Source organism: Amycolatopsis sp. ATCC 39116 (genome assembly GCF_000231075.2).
Lineage (GTDB): Bacteria > Actinomycetota > Actinomycetes > Mycobacteriales > Pseudonocardiaceae > Amycolatopsis_E > Amycolatopsis_E tucumanensis.
On the sequence record NZ_AFWY03000001.1, the window covers coordinates 72,904 to 90,596 of the forward strand.

General features: G+C 70.1%; 21 protein-coding genes. 8 read left to right on the forward strand and 13 right to left on the reverse strand.

Annotation, left to right across the window (positions count from 1 at the left end):
* The first annotated feature begins 26 nt into the window (after positions 1-26).
* Positions 27-887 carry an enoyl-CoA hydratase/isomerase family protein gene (locus AMY39116_RS0300415; protein ID WP_020415729.1) on the forward strand — a complete coding sequence of 287 codons (861 nt, stop codon included), beginning with the start codon at positions 27-29 and terminating at the stop codon, positions 885-887.
* Positions 888-943: 56 nt separating this feature from the next.
* Here AMY39116_RS0300415 and AMY39116_RS0300420 read toward each other — a convergent pair whose 3' ends face one another.
* From AMY39116_RS0300420 to AMY39116_RS0300430, 3 genes are read right to left on the reverse strand one after another with little or no spacing between them, the layout of a single operon-like run.
* On the reverse strand, positions 944-2,353 hold the full coding sequence (locus AMY39116_RS0300420) for an aldehyde dehydrogenase family protein (protein ID WP_020415730.1): 1,410 nt from the start codon (positions 2,351-2,353) through the stop codon (positions 944-946).
* A gap of 22 nt (positions 2,354-2,375) precedes the next feature.
* On the reverse strand, positions 2,376-3,068 hold the full coding sequence (locus AMY39116_RS0300425) for a GntR family transcriptional regulator (protein WP_020415731.1): 693 nt from the start codon (positions 3,066-3,068) through the stop codon (positions 2,376-2,378).
* A gap of 13 nt (positions 3,069-3,081) precedes the next feature.
* Positions 3,082-3,606, reverse strand: coding sequence for a VOC family protein (locus AMY39116_RS0300430; RefSeq protein ID WP_020415732.1), 525 nt, complete (start codon positions 3,604-3,606; stop codon positions 3,082-3,084).
* Positions 3,607-3,775: 169 nt separating this feature from the next.
* On the opposite strand from AMY39116_RS0300430, the gene AMY39116_RS0300435 reads away from it, so the two are divergent.
* Both AMY39116_RS0300435 and AMY39116_RS0300440 read left to right on the forward strand, forming a co-directional pair.
* Positions 3,776-5,965 (forward strand): thiamine pyrophosphate-dependent enzyme, encoded by a 2,190-nt coding sequence (locus AMY39116_RS0300435; protein WP_027935512.1) that lies wholly within the window; start codon positions 3,776-3,778, stop codon positions 5,963-5,965.
* On the forward strand, positions 5,965-7,203 hold the full coding sequence (locus AMY39116_RS0300440) for a dihydrolipoamide acetyltransferase family protein (RefSeq protein ID WP_020415734.1): 1,239 nt from the start codon (positions 5,965-5,967) through the stop codon (positions 7,201-7,203). The genes AMY39116_RS0300435 and AMY39116_RS0300440 overlap by 1 nt, the downstream gene beginning before the upstream one ends.
* 115 nt (positions 7,204-7,318) lie before the next feature.
* Here AMY39116_RS0300440 and AMY39116_RS0300445 read toward each other — a convergent pair whose 3' ends face one another.
* The 4 genes from AMY39116_RS0300445 to AMY39116_RS0300460 all read right to left on the reverse strand — a co-directional run bounded on the left by AMY39116_RS0300445 (position 7,319) and on the right by AMY39116_RS0300460 (position 9,379).
* The gene (locus AMY39116_RS0300445; RefSeq protein ID WP_039791030.1) at positions 7,319-7,726 is read right to left on the reverse strand and encodes a type II toxin-antitoxin system VapC family toxin; all 408 of its coding nucleotides are present in this window, start codon (positions 7,724-7,726) and stop codon (positions 7,319-7,321) included.
* The gene (locus tag AMY39116_RS0300450; RefSeq protein ID WP_020415736.1) at positions 7,714-7,941 is read right to left on the reverse strand and encodes a type II toxin-antitoxin system Phd/YefM family antitoxin; all 228 of its coding nucleotides are present in this window, start codon (positions 7,939-7,941) and stop codon (positions 7,714-7,716) included. The genes AMY39116_RS0300445 and AMY39116_RS0300450 overlap by 13 nt, the downstream gene beginning before the upstream one ends.
* A gap of 32 nt (positions 7,942-7,973) precedes the next feature.
* Positions 7,974-8,705 carry a phosphotransferase family protein gene (locus tag AMY39116_RS41815; protein WP_020415737.1) on the reverse strand — a complete coding sequence of 244 codons (732 nt, stop codon included), beginning with the start codon at positions 8,703-8,705 and terminating at the stop codon, positions 7,974-7,976.
* A gap of 200 nt (positions 8,706-8,905) precedes the next feature.
* Complete coding sequence (locus AMY39116_RS0300460) at positions 8,906-9,379, reverse strand: hypothetical protein (RefSeq protein WP_027935513.1); 474 nt, start codon at positions 9,377-9,379, stop codon at positions 8,906-8,908.
* Between the two features lie 293 nt (positions 9,380-9,672).
* Here AMY39116_RS0300460 and AMY39116_RS47055 point away from each other — a divergent pair, with 293 nt between their 5' ends.
* From AMY39116_RS47055 to AMY39116_RS0300475, 3 genes are all read left to right on the forward strand, one after another.
* On the forward strand, positions 9,673-9,774 hold the full coding sequence (locus AMY39116_RS47055) for a helix-turn-helix transcriptional regulator (RefSeq protein WP_020415739.1): 102 nt from the start codon (positions 9,673-9,675) through the stop codon (positions 9,772-9,774).
* A 105-nt stretch (positions 9,775-9,879) separates the two neighbouring features.
* Positions 9,880-10,920, forward strand: coding sequence for a transcriptional regulator (locus AMY39116_RS47265; protein ID WP_235716024.1), 1,041 nt, complete (start codon positions 9,880-9,882; stop codon positions 10,918-10,920).
* A gap of 13 nt (positions 10,921-10,933) precedes the next feature.
* Positions 10,934-11,293 (forward strand): hypothetical protein, encoded by a 360-nt coding sequence (locus AMY39116_RS0300475; protein WP_020415741.1) that lies wholly within the window; start codon positions 10,934-10,936, stop codon positions 11,291-11,293.
* A 96-nt stretch (positions 11,294-11,389) separates the two neighbouring features.
* Here the strand turns inward: AMY39116_RS0300475 and AMY39116_RS0300480 are convergent, their stop codons facing one another.
* Both AMY39116_RS0300480 and AMY39116_RS0300485 read right to left on the reverse strand, forming a co-directional pair.
* On the reverse strand, positions 11,390-12,073 hold the full coding sequence (locus tag AMY39116_RS0300480) for a metal-dependent transcriptional regulator (RefSeq protein WP_020415742.1): 684 nt from the start codon (positions 12,071-12,073) through the stop codon (positions 11,390-11,392).
* A gap of 8 nt (positions 12,074-12,081) precedes the next feature.
* Positions 12,082-12,621: a YbhB/YbcL family Raf kinase inhibitor-like protein gene (locus AMY39116_RS0300485; protein WP_020415743.1), complete on the reverse strand. Its 540-nt coding sequence runs from the start codon at positions 12,619-12,621 to the stop codon at positions 12,082-12,084.
* Between the two features lie 134 nt (positions 12,622-12,755).
* Between AMY39116_RS0300485 and AMY39116_RS0300490 the strand changes: the two genes are divergently transcribed.
* Positions 12,756-13,412 carry a GntR family transcriptional regulator gene (locus AMY39116_RS0300490; RefSeq protein WP_020415744.1) on the forward strand — a complete coding sequence of 219 codons (657 nt, stop codon included), beginning with the start codon at positions 12,756-12,758 and terminating at the stop codon, positions 13,410-13,412.
* A 151-nt stretch (positions 13,413-13,563) separates the two neighbouring features.
* Complete coding sequence (locus AMY39116_RS0300495) at positions 13,564-14,838, forward strand: DUF11 domain-containing protein (protein WP_235716025.1); 1,275 nt, start codon at positions 13,564-13,566, stop codon at positions 14,836-14,838.
* A 60-nt stretch (positions 14,839-14,898) separates the two neighbouring features.
* On the opposite strand, the gene AMY39116_RS48010 is transcribed toward AMY39116_RS0300495, so the two are convergent.
* From AMY39116_RS48010 to AMY39116_RS0300510, 4 genes are all read right to left on the reverse strand, one after another.
* Positions 14,899-15,156 (reverse strand): Imm1 family immunity protein, encoded by a 258-nt coding sequence (locus AMY39116_RS48010; RefSeq protein ID WP_084505971.1) that lies wholly within the window; start codon positions 15,154-15,156, stop codon positions 14,899-14,901.
* A gap of 30 nt (positions 15,157-15,186) precedes the next feature.
* A complete protein-coding gene (locus AMY39116_RS45130) occupies positions 15,187-15,639 on the reverse strand; it encodes a DddA-like double-stranded DNA deaminase toxin (protein ID WP_157358333.1) in 453 nt (150 codons plus the stop codon).
* A 205-nt stretch (positions 15,640-15,844) separates the two neighbouring features.
* Complete coding sequence (locus AMY39116_RS0300505; protein WP_020415747.1) at positions 15,845-16,771, reverse strand: NADP-dependent oxidoreductase; 927 nt, start codon at positions 16,769-16,771, stop codon at positions 15,845-15,847.
* On the reverse strand, positions 16,768-17,580 hold the full coding sequence (locus tag AMY39116_RS0300510; RefSeq protein WP_020415748.1) for an SDR family oxidoreductase: 813 nt from the start codon (positions 17,578-17,580) through the stop codon (positions 16,768-16,770). The genes AMY39116_RS0300505 and AMY39116_RS0300510 overlap by 4 nt, the downstream gene beginning before the upstream one ends.
* Positions 17,581-17,693 lie beyond the last annotated feature (113 nt).

A 17,693-nucleotide genomic window follows, 5' to 3' on the forward strand; every position in this document is an offset into this window, starting at 1 on the left:
TTCCGACCACAGGGAGCTACCCGCACATGTCACTTCAGGAATTCCTGCCCACGCCGAAGTTCGCCGAGTACAAGGAGCACTTCAAGGACTTCTTCCTGCTCGATCGCCGGGACGACGGCGTGCTGTTCGCCCAGGCCCACACCCGGGGTGACTCGGTCAAGCTGAGCGTGGAGAACCACCGTGCGCTCGGTCAGTTCCTCAAGACCGTCGGCGCGGACCCGGAGAACGAGGTGCTGATCCTTACCGGCACGGGGCGGGACTGGATGATGGGCTCGGACCCCAAGGGGTTCGAGATCGAGGAGCGCGACCTCGAGTACTGGGCCTACGAGTACGCCTACAAGGACGGCCGGATCAACGTCAGCAGCCTGGTCAACGACCTGGAGATCCCCACGATCGGCCTGATCAACGGGGACGGGTACCACTCCGAGGTGCTGCTCATGTGCGACCTGACGCTGATGGCCGAGGACGCGCGCATCTACGACCTGCACTACGGGATCAGCTCGGTGCCGGGCGACGGAATCCACAGCTGCTTCCAGGAACTGCTGGGCGTCAAGCGTGCCGCCTACGCGCTGCTGACCGGTGAGGCGATCGACGCGGCCACCGCGCTGGAGTACGGCATGGTCAACGAGGTCCTGCCGCGTGACGAGCTGGTCACGCGCGCGCACGTCATCGCCGACCACATCATGCGGCAGCCGCGGACCGTCCGCCGCCTGACCACGCAGATCATCCGGCGCCCGTGGAAGAAGCGGATCGTCGACGACCTCGACGGCGGGTTCGGCATCCAGATGTTCGGTCACCTCGCCAAGGGCAAGGCCGTGCACAGCGACGACCAGATCTCCGGCAGCGGGGACTACGTGCGGGAGGGCCGCCGGACCCCGTTCGACTGAGCGCGAGCACGAAGAAGCCGCCGGCCCGGAAAGGCCGGCGGCTTTTTCCTGTGGTGTCACCCGATCCAGACGGTCTTGAGGTTGCAGAACTCGCGGATGCCCGCCGCCCCCAGCTCGCGCCCGTAGCCGGAGTCGCGGACCCCGCCGAACGGCAGTTCCGGGTGCGACACGGACATGCCGTTGACGAACACGGCGCCGGCTTCGAGCGCGTCGGCGATGCGCCGGGCCTGTTCCTCGTCGCCCGTCCACACCGCGGAGCTGAGCCCGAACGACGTGCCGTTGGCCAGCTCGACCGCCTCCTGTTCGTCGGCCGCCCGGTACAGCACGGCGACGGGGCCGAACGCCTCCTCCTGGAAGAGCCGGCACTCCGGGCCGACGTTCTCGAGCAGGGTCGGCGGGTAATACCAGCCGGGGCTGTCCGCGGGGACGGCCGCCGTGGCGAGGACCCGCGCGCCGTGGGCGAGGGCGTCCTCGACCTGGGCGGCGAGCTCGTCCCGGCCGCTCAGCGTCGCGAGCGGACCGATGTCGGTGGTTTCCCCCAGCGGGTCGCCGACCGACAGCGCGGCGATCTTCCCGGCGAACAGCGCCGCGAACTCCGCGTAGACGTCGGTGTGCACGATGAAGCGCTTTCCGGCGATGCAGGACTGGCCGTTGTTGTTCATCCTCGCCGCCACGGCCGTGGTCGCGGCCCGCTCGACGTCGGCGCTGGGAAACACGAGAAACGGGTCCGAGCCGCCGAGTTCGAGCACGGTTTTCTTGATGGCGCGGCCGGCTGCGGCACCGACGCTGCGCCCGGCGCCTTCGGAGCCGGTCAGGGTGACCGCCGCGATCCGGGGATCGGCGATGATGCTCGGGATCGCCTCCGAGCCGATCAGCAGCGAGCCGAACGCGCCGGGCGGAAAGCCGGCCCTGGTGAACAGCGAGTCCAGGTACAGCGCGGACCGCGGCACGTTCGAGGCGTGCTTGAGCAGGCCGGCGTTGCCTGCCATGAGCGCGGGGGCGGCGAACCGCATCGCCTGCCAGATCGGGTAGTTCCAGGGCATGATCGCCAGCACGGCGCCGAGTGGCTGGTACTTCGTGAGGGCCCGGCGGGCGCCGACCCGCTCGGGTGCGCGCAACGGCTCGTCGGCGAGGAACTCCTCGGCGTGCTCGGCGTAGAAACGCATGGTCCGCGTGCTCTTGGCGATCTCGGCGCGGGCCTGGCCGATCGTCTTGCCCATCTCGATGACGATGCCGCGAGCGACCTCTTCGCCGTCGGCGTCCAGGATGTCCGCCGCCCGCCGCATCCAGGACGCCCGGGTGGCGTAGCCGGTGGCGCGGAGCCGCCGGGCGGCCTCGTGGGCGGCCCGCACCCGCGATTCCACCTCGGCGGGATCGTGCGCGGCGAACCGGTCGGCCACCTCGCCGGTGGCCGGGTTCGTCACGGCGATGGGGCGGGTGACCGGGGGGCCGGCGGTTGTCGTCATCTCGTGCCTTTCTGCGTGGGGCTCAACCTCTGTGGTGAGCCGAGAACAGCTCGGGGTGGTGTGCCAGTTGCAGCCGGGTCCGGCGGATGTGGCCGCGGGCGACCAGGCTCGCCTGGTCCGCGTCGTTCTCCCGCAGGGCGCGCACCAGCATGCGGTGCTCGTCGTGGACGATGGTGTCGCCCTGTTCCAGGAAGACCCGGGTGAACATCAGCCGGTAGTGGTGGGTCATGTTCCACATCCGCTGCACGATCTCGTCGAGCACGACGGTCTTCGCGCCGGAGTAGGACAGGCCGTGGAACTCACGGTCGAGCGTGAGGAACTCCTCGGCGCTGCTGGTGGCCGCCATCCGGTCGGCCAGGGATTCCATCTGGTCGAACACCTCGGGGGTGAGCCCGGGCAGGCTGGCGCGCAGCAGCAGCGGCTCGATCTGCTCGCGGATCCGGTAGAACTCCTCGCATTCGGACAGGTCGAACTGGGACACCCAGGCGCCCGAGTTCGCCACGAGCTTCACCAGGCCGTCGGCCTCCAGGATGCTGAGCGCGCTGCGGACGGGAATGCGGCTGGTGCCGTACCGCTCGGCGATCTCCTCTTGCCGGATGCGGCTGCCGGGCGGCAGTTCACCGGCGAGGATGGCGGCGCGCACCGCGTCGGCGATGCGGCGGCTGGTGTTGCCGACGCCGGTTTTCCCGGTGCTGGGTTCGTGCTCCTCGGTCATGGCGACATGATGCCTAACGTGCCGGGTCCGCGGGGTGCCACAGGGTCACCGTCGTGTCGGCCTCGTAGGCCTTGCCACCGGGGAAGCTGACCAGTTCGAACTGCATCCCCCAGGGGGCGAGGAAGTAGACCCAGCGTTGACCCGCGCTCGCGTTCGCGCTCGCGACGGGGTCGCCGAGGACGCGCACGCCACGGCCGCGCAGGTACTCCACCGCCTCGTCGAGGTCGTCGACGTAGAACGCGATGTGGTGGCCACCGATGTCGCTGTTGCGCGGTTGCTCGCGCTGACCGTCGGCCGCCTCCCACTGGAAGACCTCGAAGTTCGGGCCGAACCCGCACCGGTAGAAGTACAACTTCCGCATCACCGAACGCGGGTGCACGTTGAGCTGCTCGCGCATCCAGTCGTCGTCGTGCACGAACGGCCCGAGTTCGTACACGCGCTCGCACCCGAGCACGCCGACCAGGAAGGCATCGGCCTCCTCGAGGTCGGGGACGGTGAAGCCGACGTGTTCCGCGCCGCGCAGCCCAGGCAGTGGCATAGGTCCTCCTCGCACCGTTGATTGGATACATTAGCCGCCGGGTTACGCGTGTCAAGCCTGGACACCGCCTGAGCAACTCTTGTGATTGTATCCGATCTGTGGCTAGGGTTGATGACGCGCGCTCGGCGTGAAATGCCTTTTCCTGGATCGAGGACCGCGAGGAAAGCTGATGCCACGACAACGACGTTTGGAACCGATCCGGCCCTGGGTGCACCTGAGCACGACCCGGGCCGACTGGCAGGAGGCGGACCCGGCCCTGCTGGCCGGGATGCTCGGCCAGCTGCACCTCATCCGGGCGTTCGAGGAGACCGTGCTGGAACTCGCGTCCGAGGGACTGGTCCACGGTCCGGCGCACTCGAGCATCGGTCAGGAGGGCGGGGCCGTCGGTTCGGCCATCGGGCTGCGCACCTCGGACGGGATGAACGGCTCACACCGCAGCCACCACCAGTTCCTGGCCAAGTCGCTGACCCACCTCACCGGCGGCAAGGCGGACCTGGACGCGCTGGTCGACGACGCCGTGCTCGCGTTGCTCCGCCGCACCCTCGCCGAAATCCTCGGGCTGGCACAGGGGTTCAGCCGTGGCCGCGGTGGTTCCATCCACCTGCAGTGGCTCGAGGCGGGCGCCCTCGGCAGCAACGCGATCGTGGGCGGCGGAGTGCCGCTGGCCGCCGGGAACGCCTGGGCGCAACGACGGGCCGGCACCGACGACATCACGGTCAGCTACTTCGGCGACGGCGCGGTCAACATCGGGTCCGCGCTCGAGACGATGAACCTCGCGGCGGCGTGGAACCTGCCTCTGTGCTTCTTCATCGAGAACAACCTCTACGCGGTCTCGACACAGGTCGCCGAGGTGACGCGGGAAGACCGGCTGTCCGGGCGTGGCCTCGGTTTCGGCATCCCGTCCTGGAAGGTCGACGGGATGGACCCGCTCGCGGTGCACCTGGTGATGACGCAGGCCGAAGAGATCATGCGCGCGGGCGACGGCCCGGTGCTGGTGGAGGCCGACGTGTACCGGTACTACCACCAGAACGGGGCGTATCCCGGCAGCGCGTTCGGCTACCGCTCCAAGGAGGAAGAGGCCGCCTGGCGCGAACGTGATCCCATCGCCAGGGTCGCGACCGAGATGCGGAACCTCGGCCACCTCGACCAGGCGACCGCGGACGGCGTCCGTGAGCAGGCGCTGGAGGCGATGCGAAAGGTCGCCGCGGAGCTGCTCGAACCCGATCCGGACGACGAGGGGAAGCGGCGCATCCGGCCCGCGCTGTGGCCGGACCCGGCGACCGTCGACGAGGGGCTGCGCGGCGACGCCGCGGAACTGGCCGGCGTCCGCACCCTGGATCCGGCCGGATACGACGGCCCCACGACCTCCGCCCGGTTCGTCGGCATCGCCTCGGACGTGCTCGCCCGCCGGATGGAAACCGACCCCAGGGTCGTCGTCCTCGGCGAGGACGTCCACCGGCTCGGCGGCGGCACGAACGGGGTCACGAAGCAGGCCCTCAAGGTCGCGCCCGACCGCGTGCTGGGCACCCCGATCAGCGAGAACGCGTTCGCCGGCCTGGCCGGCGGGATGGCGCTGGACGGCCGGTTCCGCCCCGTGGTCGAGTTCATGTACCCGGACTTCCTCTGGGTGGCCGCGGATCAGGTGTTCAACCAGATCGGCAAGGCGCGGCACATGTTCGGCGGGCACAACACCGTTCCGCTCGTGCTGCGCACCAAGGTCGCGATGGGCACCGGCTACGGTTCGCAGCACCTGATGGACCCGGCCGGGATCTTCGCCACCAGCCCGGGATGGCGGATCGTTGCCCCGTCCACCGCGGCCGACTACATCGGACTGTTCAACACCGCCCTGGCGCTGGAGGACCCGGTGCTGGTCATCGAGCACGTCGACCTCTACCCGCTGCGGGAGGAGGTGCCGCGGGACGATCTCGACTACTTCCTGCCCCTGGGCAAGGCCGCGGTACGCCGCACCGGGTCGGAGGTCACGGTGCTCAGCTACCTGTCCATGGTGGGCCGCTCCGCCGAAGCCATCACCCAGTCCGAAGTGGACGCCGAGCTGATCGACCTGCGCTGGCTGGACCGCGCGTCACTGGACTGGGACACCATCGGCGCCAGCATCCGCAAGACCAACGCGGTGCTCATCGTCGAACAGGGCGCCAGGGGCACCTCCTACGGCGGCTGGCTCGCCGACGAGATCCAGCGCCGCTACTTCGACTGGCTCGACCTGCCGGTCCAGCGCGTCACCGGCACGGACGCGAGTCCGAGCATCTCCCGAGTCCTCGAGGCCGCGGCCATCGCCGGAACCGGCGACATCGTCGCGGCGCTGCGCCGGTGCAGGACCGAGCTGGGCGGGGGTGCCTGATGCCCGCCGTCATCCGGATGCCGGAACTGCTCGCCGGTGCCGCCGAGGCGGTGCTGCTCACCTGGTACGTCTCCCCCGGTGACGAAGTCGCCGCGGGCCAGGCCGTCGCGGAGATCGAGACCGACAAGGCCACCGTCGACATCGAAGCCGATCGCGGTGGCGTCGCGGCCGGAGTCCTGGTGGACAGCGGCGCCTCGGTCCCCGTCGGCACCCCGCTCCTCGTCCTGGCCGAGGACGGCGAGTCGGTGGACGCCGCCATGGCTGGTTTCGCCGAACCGGGAGCCCCGTCCGGCAAACCCCCGGCGCCGGACGACGCCGCGGGTGAGCCGCCCGCGCCCCCGCAGCGGCAGTTCGCGACCCCGCTGGTCCGCAAGCTCGCCCGGGAACACGGGGTCGCGCTGGCCGCGATCAACGGATCCGGTCCCGGCGGGCGGATCGTGCGCCGGGACCTGGAGCGTCACCTCGCGGCGCGGGCCGAGCCCGCCGCCGTGCCGCAGGCGAGTCCGCCCCCGGCTGAGGTGGAGCCGGCGAGCATCCCCGCGGGAGAGAACGGCCACGTCGACGTCCCGCACACCGGGATGCGGCGCGCCATCGCCCGGCGGCTCACCGAAAGCAAGAACACGGTCCCGCACTTCTACCTCGAGGCCGACTGCCGGGTGGACGCGCTGCTGCGGCTGCGGGAGACGATCAAGAACGACCCGTCGATCGCGGTCACGCCCTCGGTCAACGACTTCGTGGTCAAGGCCGTGGCCGTGGCGTTCGCGGAGGTGCCGGAAGCGAACGTGATCTGGACGCCCGACGCGGTGCGCAGGTTCGAGTCGGTGTCCATCGCGGTTGCGGTGGCCGTCGACGGCGGGCTGGTCACGCCGGTCGTCCGCGATGTCGGCAGCCGTTCGCTGAGCGACATCAGCCGGACGACCGCGAGCCTGGCCACCCGCGCCCGTGCGGGCCGGCTCAAACAAGCCGAGCTCGAAGGCGGCTCGTTCACGGTGTCGAACCTCGGCATGTACGGGATTGAGCGCTTCGCGGCCATCATCTCCCCGCCGCACTCGGGCATCCTCGCCGTCGGCGCCGCGACCAAGCGCGCTGTCGTAGACGAGGACGGTGCGCTCGGCGTCGCGACCATGATGACCGTCACCCTCTCCGGCGACCACCGCGCCCTCGACGGCGCCCTCGCCGCCCGGTGGCTGACGGCGTTCCGGGGAATCATCGAGAATCCAATGAGGATCGTCGTGTAGCGGGGGCGCCCGGAAGCGGGCCGGTCAGCCACGCGTCCGGAGCGCCTCCCACAGTTCGTGTCCGGTGAGGGCCAGTGTGCGCTCTCCGGCGCGGTGCTTGGTCAACTCGGTTCGGTCACCACAGCACCTGAACCCCGGCCACGGTCTGGAAGGCGTCGTCGGCGGTCACTAGTGGCAGCGATTCCGTCATGCACTGTGCGGCGATCATCCGGTCGAACGGGTCGCGGTGCTTCCACTCCATCGAGCCCGCGAGAAGACTGTGCTCGTCCGTGACGGGCACACTGTCCACCGCCAGTCGCGCGAGGTGCTGCCGGTACGCGCGCACCAGCACCTCGGCCTGCGGCAGCTTGCCCAGTCGTTGCTTGGTCGCGATCTCCCACGCCGAGGCCGCGGAGACGAACAACTCCGTGCGGCGATCGGCGACCGCGGCGCGGACCTGATCGGAGAGCCGGTCAGGTTCGGTCAACGCCCACAGCAGCACGTGCGTGTCGAGCATCAACCGTCGCGGCGTCACGACTCCCATGCCGCGAGTTCGTCCTCGGGAAGCGGCTCGTCGAACGAGTCCGGAACGCGGTAGGGGACGAAACCCAGCTCCCTTTCCGGTGGTTCCTGAAACGGCACCAGCCGGGCCACCGGCACGTCGCCGCGCGCGATGACGACCTCCTCGCCCCGCTCGACGTCAGCCAGGATCGCGGACAGCCGCGTCTTGGCCTCCTGCACCTTCACCGTCCGTTCCACCGGGTCAACGGTACTTGACCAACCATGGTTGGTCAACCTTGGCCACCCTTCGTCGGACCGTAAATGCGCTGGTCGAGGCGGTGGAGCGCCCAGGCCCGCGCGGCAGCAGTGAGTGCCGTGCGGTGCGGCAGCGGGTGGTCCCGTTCGAGCAGCTGCCAGATACCCCAGATGGCGATGGCGAACGCGGTGCGGGTCGCGGCCGGAGTGCCCTGCCAGCACAGCACGCCTTCGGCCCACCGTTCCGCGGCCTCCGGCTCGTGGCCCGCCGCGATGAGCCGCGGTATCAGGAACGCCGTGTCCACGGCTGGGTTGCCCCGCCGCGACCAGGCCCAATCCACAACCCGGGCGCCGTCGTCGGCGACGAGGATGTTGAGCGAGTGCAGGTCGGTGTGCACCAGGTGGTCACCGGCGACCAGCTCGATCGCGCGCGCCTCCCCCGCCACCAGTTCGTCGAGGTGGCCCCGGGCCCACGGGTCCACATCAGACGGAAGGTCTTTCGCCAGCCTGCGCCACGCGGCCAGCCGCCCCCACTGCTGAGCCAGGGACGGCACGTGCCCCGGGCACGCCGCCAACTCCTCGGCCATGACGTCGAGCACGGGCACGATCTTCGCCGGATCGGGCGACCCCGGCGCGAGGTCGGCGTGCTGACCGGCAACGCAGTCGAACCCCAGCAGCAGCCACTCCCCGACCTCGACCCGCCAGAGCAACCGGGGCGCGATCGCTCCGGGCAGCCACGCGTTGACCTCGGCCTCGTGACGGTGCATCGCGCCCCGATCACCAGCGTCCGCGATGCCCTTGCAGAAAACCCGGCCACCATCACGCAGACGCAGCGTCGCCGAGAAGTCCGAGTTCCGGCCAGCCGAGGGAATTTCGGCCCGCACAACCGGCCCCGTTCGCCGTTCGATCGCCGCACGCGCCGCGACGGGCACCTCATCCCACGGGCGACTGGCCATTGGATCCCCCTCTAGCGCTGCGGCGGCGGGTCGTCGTAGCAGCCATTTTGGCATTGTGAGCAGTTGACGTGATCGGCATCCGGGTGCGGCCAGAGGCAGGCGTCCAGGGTGTAGCCCGCTGCCCTGATCGCGGACATCGTGCGAACCAGCGTGTCCCGGGCGGCGGGGCCGCCGACGCGCGGATCGTTCTCGTCGGCCGGCACGTGGTGCAGGAAACGTCCCGCCACGCGGTCACAGAACTCGGCGTAGTCCTTGGTGTGCAGGACGAAAGTGTGCCAGCCCAGGTCGACCAGTTCACTGGGAGCCAGCGGTGCGCCGCAGTTGGTGGCGCAGGCCGCCAGGAAGGCCAGAGCCTGATCCACGATGCGCTCCGACAGGCCCGGATCCAGCTTCTCCTCGACGGCGAGGCGACGGGCAAGGCGGTTGAGCAGCTCGTGCGAGACGAGCGAGCGGCCGGTCACCGGACCATTCATCACCGCGGTCATGCGCTCCTCCATTCGATCGGTTGTCCCCGGCCGCTGCCCGGCCGCTGACCGATCCAGCAGAGCGGGTGCTCATCCCCGCACCCAGGGCGAAAAGGATGCGTCGACACGGCGTTGAAGCGGCGGCACTGCGCTGAGCTGCGAAAACAACGTCAGCGCGCCCGTTGGTCCGATCAGGTGCCGATGCCCGGTCGGTGATCAGTGACCTCCGGTTGCTCGTTATCGTGGCTCCCGAGGACGAGAGGGGAAGCCGGGATGGGTGAGCGACGGATGCGTTCATCGCGCAACGCTGCCTGATGGGCTACACCCAGGAAGCGTTCGCGGCGGCGGTCGGTGTCGAGTTCACCACGGTGGGACGGTGGGAACGCGGCGAGTTGACCCCGCAGCCCTGGCGCTGAGGGCGCATCGCCAAAGCCCTCGGTGTCACGCTCGAGGAACTCGGAGCCTTGCTGTCTCCGGGCACCGGCCAGAACAGCCAGAGGCCGGCCCCTTCGGAGCACCGGGTGGTGAACGTGCCATCCGGCGACCCGTCGGAGGAAGACGATATGAACCGGCGAAGCTTGCTACGGCTGTTCAGCATGGCCGGAGCCTTCCTGAGTCTCCCGGAACCCGCGGACGCTGTCCCCGCATCCCTCGGCCGCACCACGGTCAACTCGACCACAGTCGCCGCGTACTCCCAGCTCAACCAGTACCTGTGGCGGGCCTACGCGCTCGCTCCGAGCAAGGGCGCGGTGCTGCCGCCGGTTCGTGCGCAGCTCGAGATCCTGTCCGAAGCCTTGGCGCAAGCACAGACCCCCGGCACCCGTCAGCACCTCTGCACGCTGGCGGCTGACCTCTTCCAGCTGGCCGGCGAAATCCTCTTCGACGCGGACCGCTACAGCGACGCCGCGCACTGCTACACCCTGGCGGCCACCGCCGGCAAAGAATCGAGCGCGATCGACCTGTGGGCCTGCGCGCTGACCCGGCACGCCTACATCGCCGTCTACGAACGACGGTTCAGCGACGCGGCCCCTCTCCTCGACCTCGCCGCAACCCTCGCTCGGCAAGGTGATCCCGGTCTGCCCACCCGGCACTGGATCGCCGCTGTGCAAGCCGAAACTCACGCCGGGCTGGGTGACCTCGATGCCTGCCAGCGGGCATTGGACACCGCGGCCGAAGTGCTGCAGCTCCCGCAACCGCCGCCGAACCGGGGCTGGCTGCGGTTCGACGGTTCCCGCCTACCCGAGCTGCGCGGCACCTGCTACCTCTCCCTCGGCCGGACCGACCTGGCCGAAAAAGCGCTGACCGACGCGCTCCAGTCGGGCCTGACCCCGCGGCGCGAAGCCGCGGTGGTCACCGACCTCGCATTACTCGGGCTGCAGCGGCAAGATCCGGACCAAGTCGCCGCCTACGCCGGCACCGCCGTGTCCATCGCCCGCCAGACCGGCTCCGCCGTCGTGATCCGCAAACTACAGGGGCTCCAGCAGCACCTCCCCCGCACGCCCGCACACCCGCGGATCCGGCAGTTGACCGCTGACATCCACGCACTCAGCACCCCGATCTGAGCAAGGAGCACGAATGACACACGACGGTGGCCGCATCTTCCGGGAAGCCTGGATCGCCGGCGTCCACAAGCACTACCCCGGCCAGCCCAAGCCCGGCTACATCGCCCCCTGGGAGGACACCCCGGACTGGGAACGGGACGCGGCCGCCGCGGTGTACGACCAAATTCGCGCCTTCGTCGCCGCGACCGGCGGCGCCACCAGCAAGCTGACCCGTGACCAAAAAGGACGGTTCGTCGCGCTCTGCTGGATCGGCCAGATCTTCAAGCACTTCCCCGACCCGAAACCCTCCTACGTCGCCGACTGGCACGACCTCCCCGACTGGCAGAAAGCCACGGACGCGGACATCTTCGAGCACATCGAACAATCCGTGTAGCGCATCGGGCGTTGGGGCACTCGCCGAGGAGCCGGGCAACAACCGACTCCCGGCGTCTCGTCGAGGCCGGCCCCGTTGCCGGCCCGACGAGCCAGGTCACCGCTTGACCACGTAGACGTGCGACGCGGTCGGCGGACGGAGTTCGGCGGTCTCCCCGCCGGTGCCGACGAACACGCCGTGGGGTGACGGCCTCACACGCACGACCGCGCCGGGCCGCACCCCTGCGCGCCGCAGACTGTTCAGGAGCCGGGTGTCCGCTTGGATCCGCTCCCCGATGCGGTGCACGAGCGCGCTGGCGCCGCCCGGTCCTGGCTTCAGCGCGCTGAGGCTGAGCGTGGTCTCGTCGAGATTGCTGCTCGTCCCGCCGAGTTCCTCCAGGCCCGGGATGGGGTTGCCGTAGGGCGACGCCGTCGGATGACGCAGCAGCTCCAGAAAGCGGCGTTCGACGGCCTCGCTCATCACGTGCTCCCAGCGCGCCGCTTCGGCATGGACGTGCTCCCACTCCAGCCCGATCACCTCGACCAGCAGGCACTCCGCGAGCCGGTGCCTGCGCAGCACACGTGTGGCGATCCGCCTGCCCTCCGCCGTCAGCTCGAGGCGCCGGTCGGCGGCGACGTGGAGCAGGCCGTCGCGCTCCATGCGAGCGACGGTCTGGCTGACGGCGGGGCCACTCCGGTGCAGACGCTCGGCGAGGCCGGCACGCCGGGGGACCACGCCTTCCTCCTCGAGCTCCAGGATGATGCGCAGGTACATCTCCGTGGTGCCGATCCGTCCGGACATGCTGCCCGTCAAGCGGGGATTTCGGCGGTGGCGATCAGGACCGCGCGGCCGAGGGTGTGCCCGGACATGGTGAAGCCGAGGACGGCCGGGGTGGCGTCGGCCGCGACGCCCACGGACTCCACGTCGAGGGCGTGCACCACGACGAAGTAGCGGTGCGGCCCGTGCCCGGCGGGCGGCGCGGCGCCGATGAAGCGAGCCAGACCGGCATCGTTGCGCAGCTGGAAGGCGCCGGCGGGCAGGCCCGAACCGGAGTCGTCGCCGGCGCCCTCGGGCAGCTCGGTGACCGCTGCGGGAATGTCGGCGACCGCCCAGTGCCAGAACCCCGAACCGGTGGGAGCGTCGGGGTCGTAGACGGTGACGGCGTAGCTCTTGGTGCCCTCCGGGGCCCCGCACCAGGACAACTGCGGGGACACGTCCTTCCCGTCCGGCACTCCGAAGAGGCCGGAATACTGCTCGCGCGACCAGGCGGCACCGTCGGCGATGGTGGCGCTGGTGAGCGTGAAGGAGGCCACCTCCGGGAGGCGGGCGAACGGGTCGTTGGCGCTCATCGCGTCATTCCTCTCAGACCGTGTTGGCGGCGCACTTCGCCGCACGAGATCGACGATAGCACGAATAATCGATTATCGACCAGATCGTCTATGCTTGGGGCATGGCACCCACATCCCGGGCACCGGGGAAGCAGATGCTCTCCGAGCAGGTCTACGCCCACCTTCGGGACGCGATCATGCGCGGCAAGCACGGCCCCGGGGCCGCCCTCAAACCCCAGGAGCTCGCCCAGCAACAGGGCGTAAGCCTGGCGGTCGTGCGGGAGGCGCTCGTGCAGCTGGTCGGCGACGGGCTCGCCGAGCGCCTGCCCAACCGCGGCTTCGCCGTCGTGGCTTTTTCGGACCGCCGCTGGCAGCAGCTCGCGGAGGCCCGCCAGGTCCTCGAGCCGTCCGTGCTGCGCATGTCCATCGAACGCGGGGACCTCGACTGGGAGGCCCGGGTGCGAGCCGCCCACCACCGCCTGGTGCGCACCCCGGTGTGGGCGCCGGAGGAGGGCGAGTACTACAGCAGCGCGTGGTCGGAGGCCCACCGGGTCTTCCACCGCACGCTGCTGGAAGGTTGCGGCAACGCCGTCCTGCTGGAGACATTCGACCGGATGTGGACGGCGAGCGAACTGGCCCGGCGCTGGTCGACGCAGCGCAATCCCGACCGAGACGGCTCCGACGAACACCGCCGGCTCGAGGAGGCGGCGCTGGCCCGCGACGCCGACACCGCGGCCGAGCTACTGGCTCGGCACGTCGCCATGACCGCGGCCGCACTCGACGGCAGACAGGAGCCCGCGCGGGGAACCTGACGAACGGGCGCCCCTTGCCCCGAGCGGCAGGAGAGGCGACAGCCACAAAGGACACCCCGGCGGACCTCCCCTTCGCGGGGGAACGCGACATGTTCGCGCCAGGACGTCCTGTCCTTCCGGATGACCGTTCCGCACACCGGAAGGAAGATCAGTGGTCGTTCAACAGTTGAAGCGCGCGGGGATGCTGACCCTGGCCGCGTCCGCGATGGCGGGCGGGTTGGTGTTCACCGGCGCGGGCACGGCGTCGGCCGCGCCGTTCGTCTGCACCGGCCAGGTTTTCCTGGCGCAGGCGGTGAACAACAACACGCAGGGACAGCTCTACGGCGGCACCTTCGGCGAAGGCAACATCACCTTCAGCCCGATCGGGGCTCCGGCGATCGACAACTACAACGCGATCGGTTACAACACGGTCGACAACTACCTCTACGGCATCCGGGGCACCAACGGCGGGCTGTGGCGGATCAACTCCGACGGCACCGCGACCGGTTTCGGCCCACCGGCCGGGCTGCCCGCGCCCGGCACCGTCGTCAACGGGGTGACGATCACCGGCTACAACGTCGGTACGTTCGACGACCAGGGCAACTTCTACGTCACGATGGGGACCGCGCCGTACATCTGGGTCGTCAACCCCGTGACGAACAGCGTGGTCAAGCGCATCGACCTCAACGGCAGCACCTCGTACGCCGACTTCGTGTTCGCCGACGGCTACCTGTGGGGTGTCGCGACCAACGGCACCGTCACGCGGGTCAACCCGAACACCGGCGCGGTCGAGAACTTCAACGCCGGTCTGCCTGCCGGGACCTTCGGCGGCGCGTTCGCCTACGGCAACGGCGACCTCGGCATGTACGAGAACAACGGCACGCTCTACCGGCTGCAGGTGACCAACCCCGCCTCGGCGAGCCCGGCGTTCCAGATCATCTCCACGCAGACGGGCCCGGCCTCCGGCGGCAACGACGCGGCCTCGTGCGTCGCGCAGCCGACGGACCTGGGGATCATCAAGGACGGTCCGGCCCAGGTGAACAACGGTGAGACCGTCACCTACACGCTCACGGTCCTGAACAACGGCCCGGGCACGTCGACCGGTTACACCGTGTCGGATTCGATTCCGGCGGGCCTGACGAACGTGACGACGAGTTCACCCGGCTGCGGAGTGGCGAACATGGTGCTGACCTGCACCGGCGGCTCGCTCGGTGTCGGTGACAGCACGACGATCACGGTCTCCGGCACGGCCGACGGCAGCGTGGAGACCCTGTTCAACACCGCGAAGGTGCGGGGCAACGAGGAGGATCCGAACCCGGGCAACGACAACTCGAACACGGTGACGACCGTGGTGGTGCCGATGTTCGCGGCGCCGCTGGCGGCGGGGGCGCTGGCGCTCGCCGGTGGCGGTTTCGCGCTGCGCCGCCGCCGCAACAGCGTCCGCTGACCTCAGTCCCGGGGCTGCCTCCTCCTGCCTTCCGGGGGCGGCAGCCCCTTTCCACCAGTGTCACCCACCCACCGCACGCCAGGGCACAGCACCTGGCAGGCGCCGGGTCCGAACGAATTCACGAACCGCTTCGGTGATCCGCTCAAGAGGAAGCCCGCTCCCAGCAGGAAACCCCGTCTCCGACGGCGCGGAGGGCGAATCCGGATCCCCGTCGGTGACGAGATATCGTGTCCGTCCACGGTTGCGCCAGCAGTTCGACCAAACGCGCCACGTCCTCGTCACTGGTGACGTCGACGGTCTCACCACCCGGCACACCATCGCGAAACGTGGGCACAGCCGCCATGAGCGTCATTCGATCCCTCGTCCTTCCCGGTGTAGGTAGCTACCGTGCCGTCCGCCTGCACCACGCGCGACCGCGCCCCCCGGAGGGAGGAGACGCGCAAGGTACTTGTCACAGGTGAATGGCTGCGCCTGGTCGAATGGTCGCGTCCCGCATATCTGGCGGTCGATCACCACCGTCTCGTCCCGCAACCCCTGTTCACGCATCGCGACCGCCACCTTGACCTCGACGTGCCGCGCCAGCCGGGTCACGGCGGGCGGCACACCGAGTTCGGGACTCCTCCGATGTGGCTCTGCGACCGGAGGAGCGGGCGAGTCCTCACCGACACCGAGACTGCCGAGATAGGCACGTAGCGCCTGCTCGGCTCGTTGCAGCGTCGCGATCCGCTCCGCCATCGCCGAGGTTGCCGCCTCGCCCCGCACAGGTAGTTGCGCGAGCTCAGGATCGGCAGTGCCGTGCAATGCAACCTTCCACGCCTGCGTGGCCTCGCCGACCAGTTCCTGTGCCCGGCAAGTGCCTCCCGCGCGGAGGCGATCAGCGCCAACACGCGCGTCAGGCCCAGAGCCGGCTCCTGGACGGACACCATGAACCGCACACTGGTGATGGAGACCCTGACGATGTGCGTTTCAGGCAAAGCTGTGCGGCAACGGCGCTCCAGCCCCGTCGTTACGGCGTCACGACGATCTTCCCGTGCACGTGCCCCTCGGCCTGCAGCGCGACGGCCTCCTGGATCCGGTCGAGTGGGAACGACTCCGCGATGGGCACGGTAACGGCTCCGACAGCGACCAAATCGGCAATGCGCTCCAGTGCGGCCAGGTCCGCGGCGAAGGCGCCCGTCGCGTGCACGCCCGGAAGCCGGCGGTCCGCGGCGATGGTCGAGATTCGCGCCGGTGGCACGCCGAGCGCGAGGGCTGTCTCGGCGGTTTCCGTGCCGTGCAGGTCGACAGCGGCGGTGATGCCGTCCGGGGCGAGTGCGCCTACCCGGTCCGCGAGGCCGGCGCCGTAGGCCACCGGCACGGCGCCGAGGCGCTCCAGGAAGTCGAACGTTCCCGGGGACGCGGTGCCGATCACGGTCGCGCCGGCCAAGCGGGCGAGCTGCACCGCCAGGACGCCCACACCGCCCGCGGCGGCGCCGACCAGGACGGTGTCCGACGGCCTGACGCGAATCGCGTCGAGGGCGGCTGCCGCGGTTAGCCCGGGGGTGGGCAACGCCGCCGCGGTGGCGTCGTCGACGCCGTCGGGGGTGCGCCGCAACAGGTTCGGCGGCGCCGGCGGCACGCGCAGCACGACGTGGTCGGCGACCGCGCCGACCAGCACCCCGCCGTACACGCGGTCGCCCGGGGCGTACTCGGTGACACCTGGCCCGACCTGGTCCACGACGCCGGCGAAATCACAGCCGAAACCGGACGGCCCGGTGATGCCGAACCTGGCCGCGTGGCGGGCGGAACCGGCGATCTGCCAGTCCATCGGGTTCAGCCCGGCCGCGCGGACGACGACACGGATCCCGCCCGGACCGGCATGGGGTTCGGCAACCTCGCGCACCTGAAGCACTTCCGGCCCGCCGAACTGTCCACGCAGGACGGCCCGGCTCATGCCGCGGTCCCCGGTCCGGTGAGGGCCTGCTCGATGATCCGCCCGTACAACCGGACCGACGCCGAGCGGGGCAGCAGGTACTTCCCCGCCACGTCGGCGAGGTTGTTCATCAGGCCGGGAATGACATGCGCCTTCCGGCCGAGCTGCCGCAGCGCCGTGCGCGCGACCACGGCAGGGTCCATCTTGCGCCCGCCGAGCTTGCCGAAATCGATGCCGACCGCGTTGTCCAGCCCCTCGGTCCGCGTCGGCCCCGGGGAGACGACGAGGACGTCGACGTCGTGCTTCTTCCACTCGTGGTTGAGCGCCTGCCCGAGCGACAGCACATACGCCTTCACCGCGGCGTAGTTGGCCTGGAAGGGCACCGGAGTGGCCGCGAGGCTCGACGCCACCAGGATCAGCGCACCGCGACGGCGGCCGACGAACTCCCGCCCGAACCGGTGCGCCAGCCGCATAGGCAACGCCCCGTCGAGGGCTAGGACATCCAGCTCGTCGGACAGCTCGTTGCCCACGAACGGACCGGCGTGGAAGATGCCGGCGTTCGCGACGACGATCCCGACGTCCAGGCCGCTGACTTGCCTCGACAGCTCGTCGACCGCGCCGTCGTCGAGGAGATCGAGCGCGACCACCTTGCTGTCGACGCCATAGGCTCCGGAGAGCTCCGCGGCCAGCGCTTCGAGACGGTCCTTCCGGCGCGCGACGAGGACGGGGTTCACGCCCGCGGCGGCCAGCTGCCGCGCGAACTGCTCGCCGATGCCGGAGGACGCTCCGGTGACGACGGCGTAGGCACCGTAGGTGCGCAGGTCTTTCATGGTGGTTCCTGTCTGTGCCGGGGAACGCCCCGATTTCCGTGCAAGCGTTCCAGAAGTCGTCCGCGACCCTACGACTTCTTGAACGCGCAGTCAAGAAGTCGTAGACTGGGGAC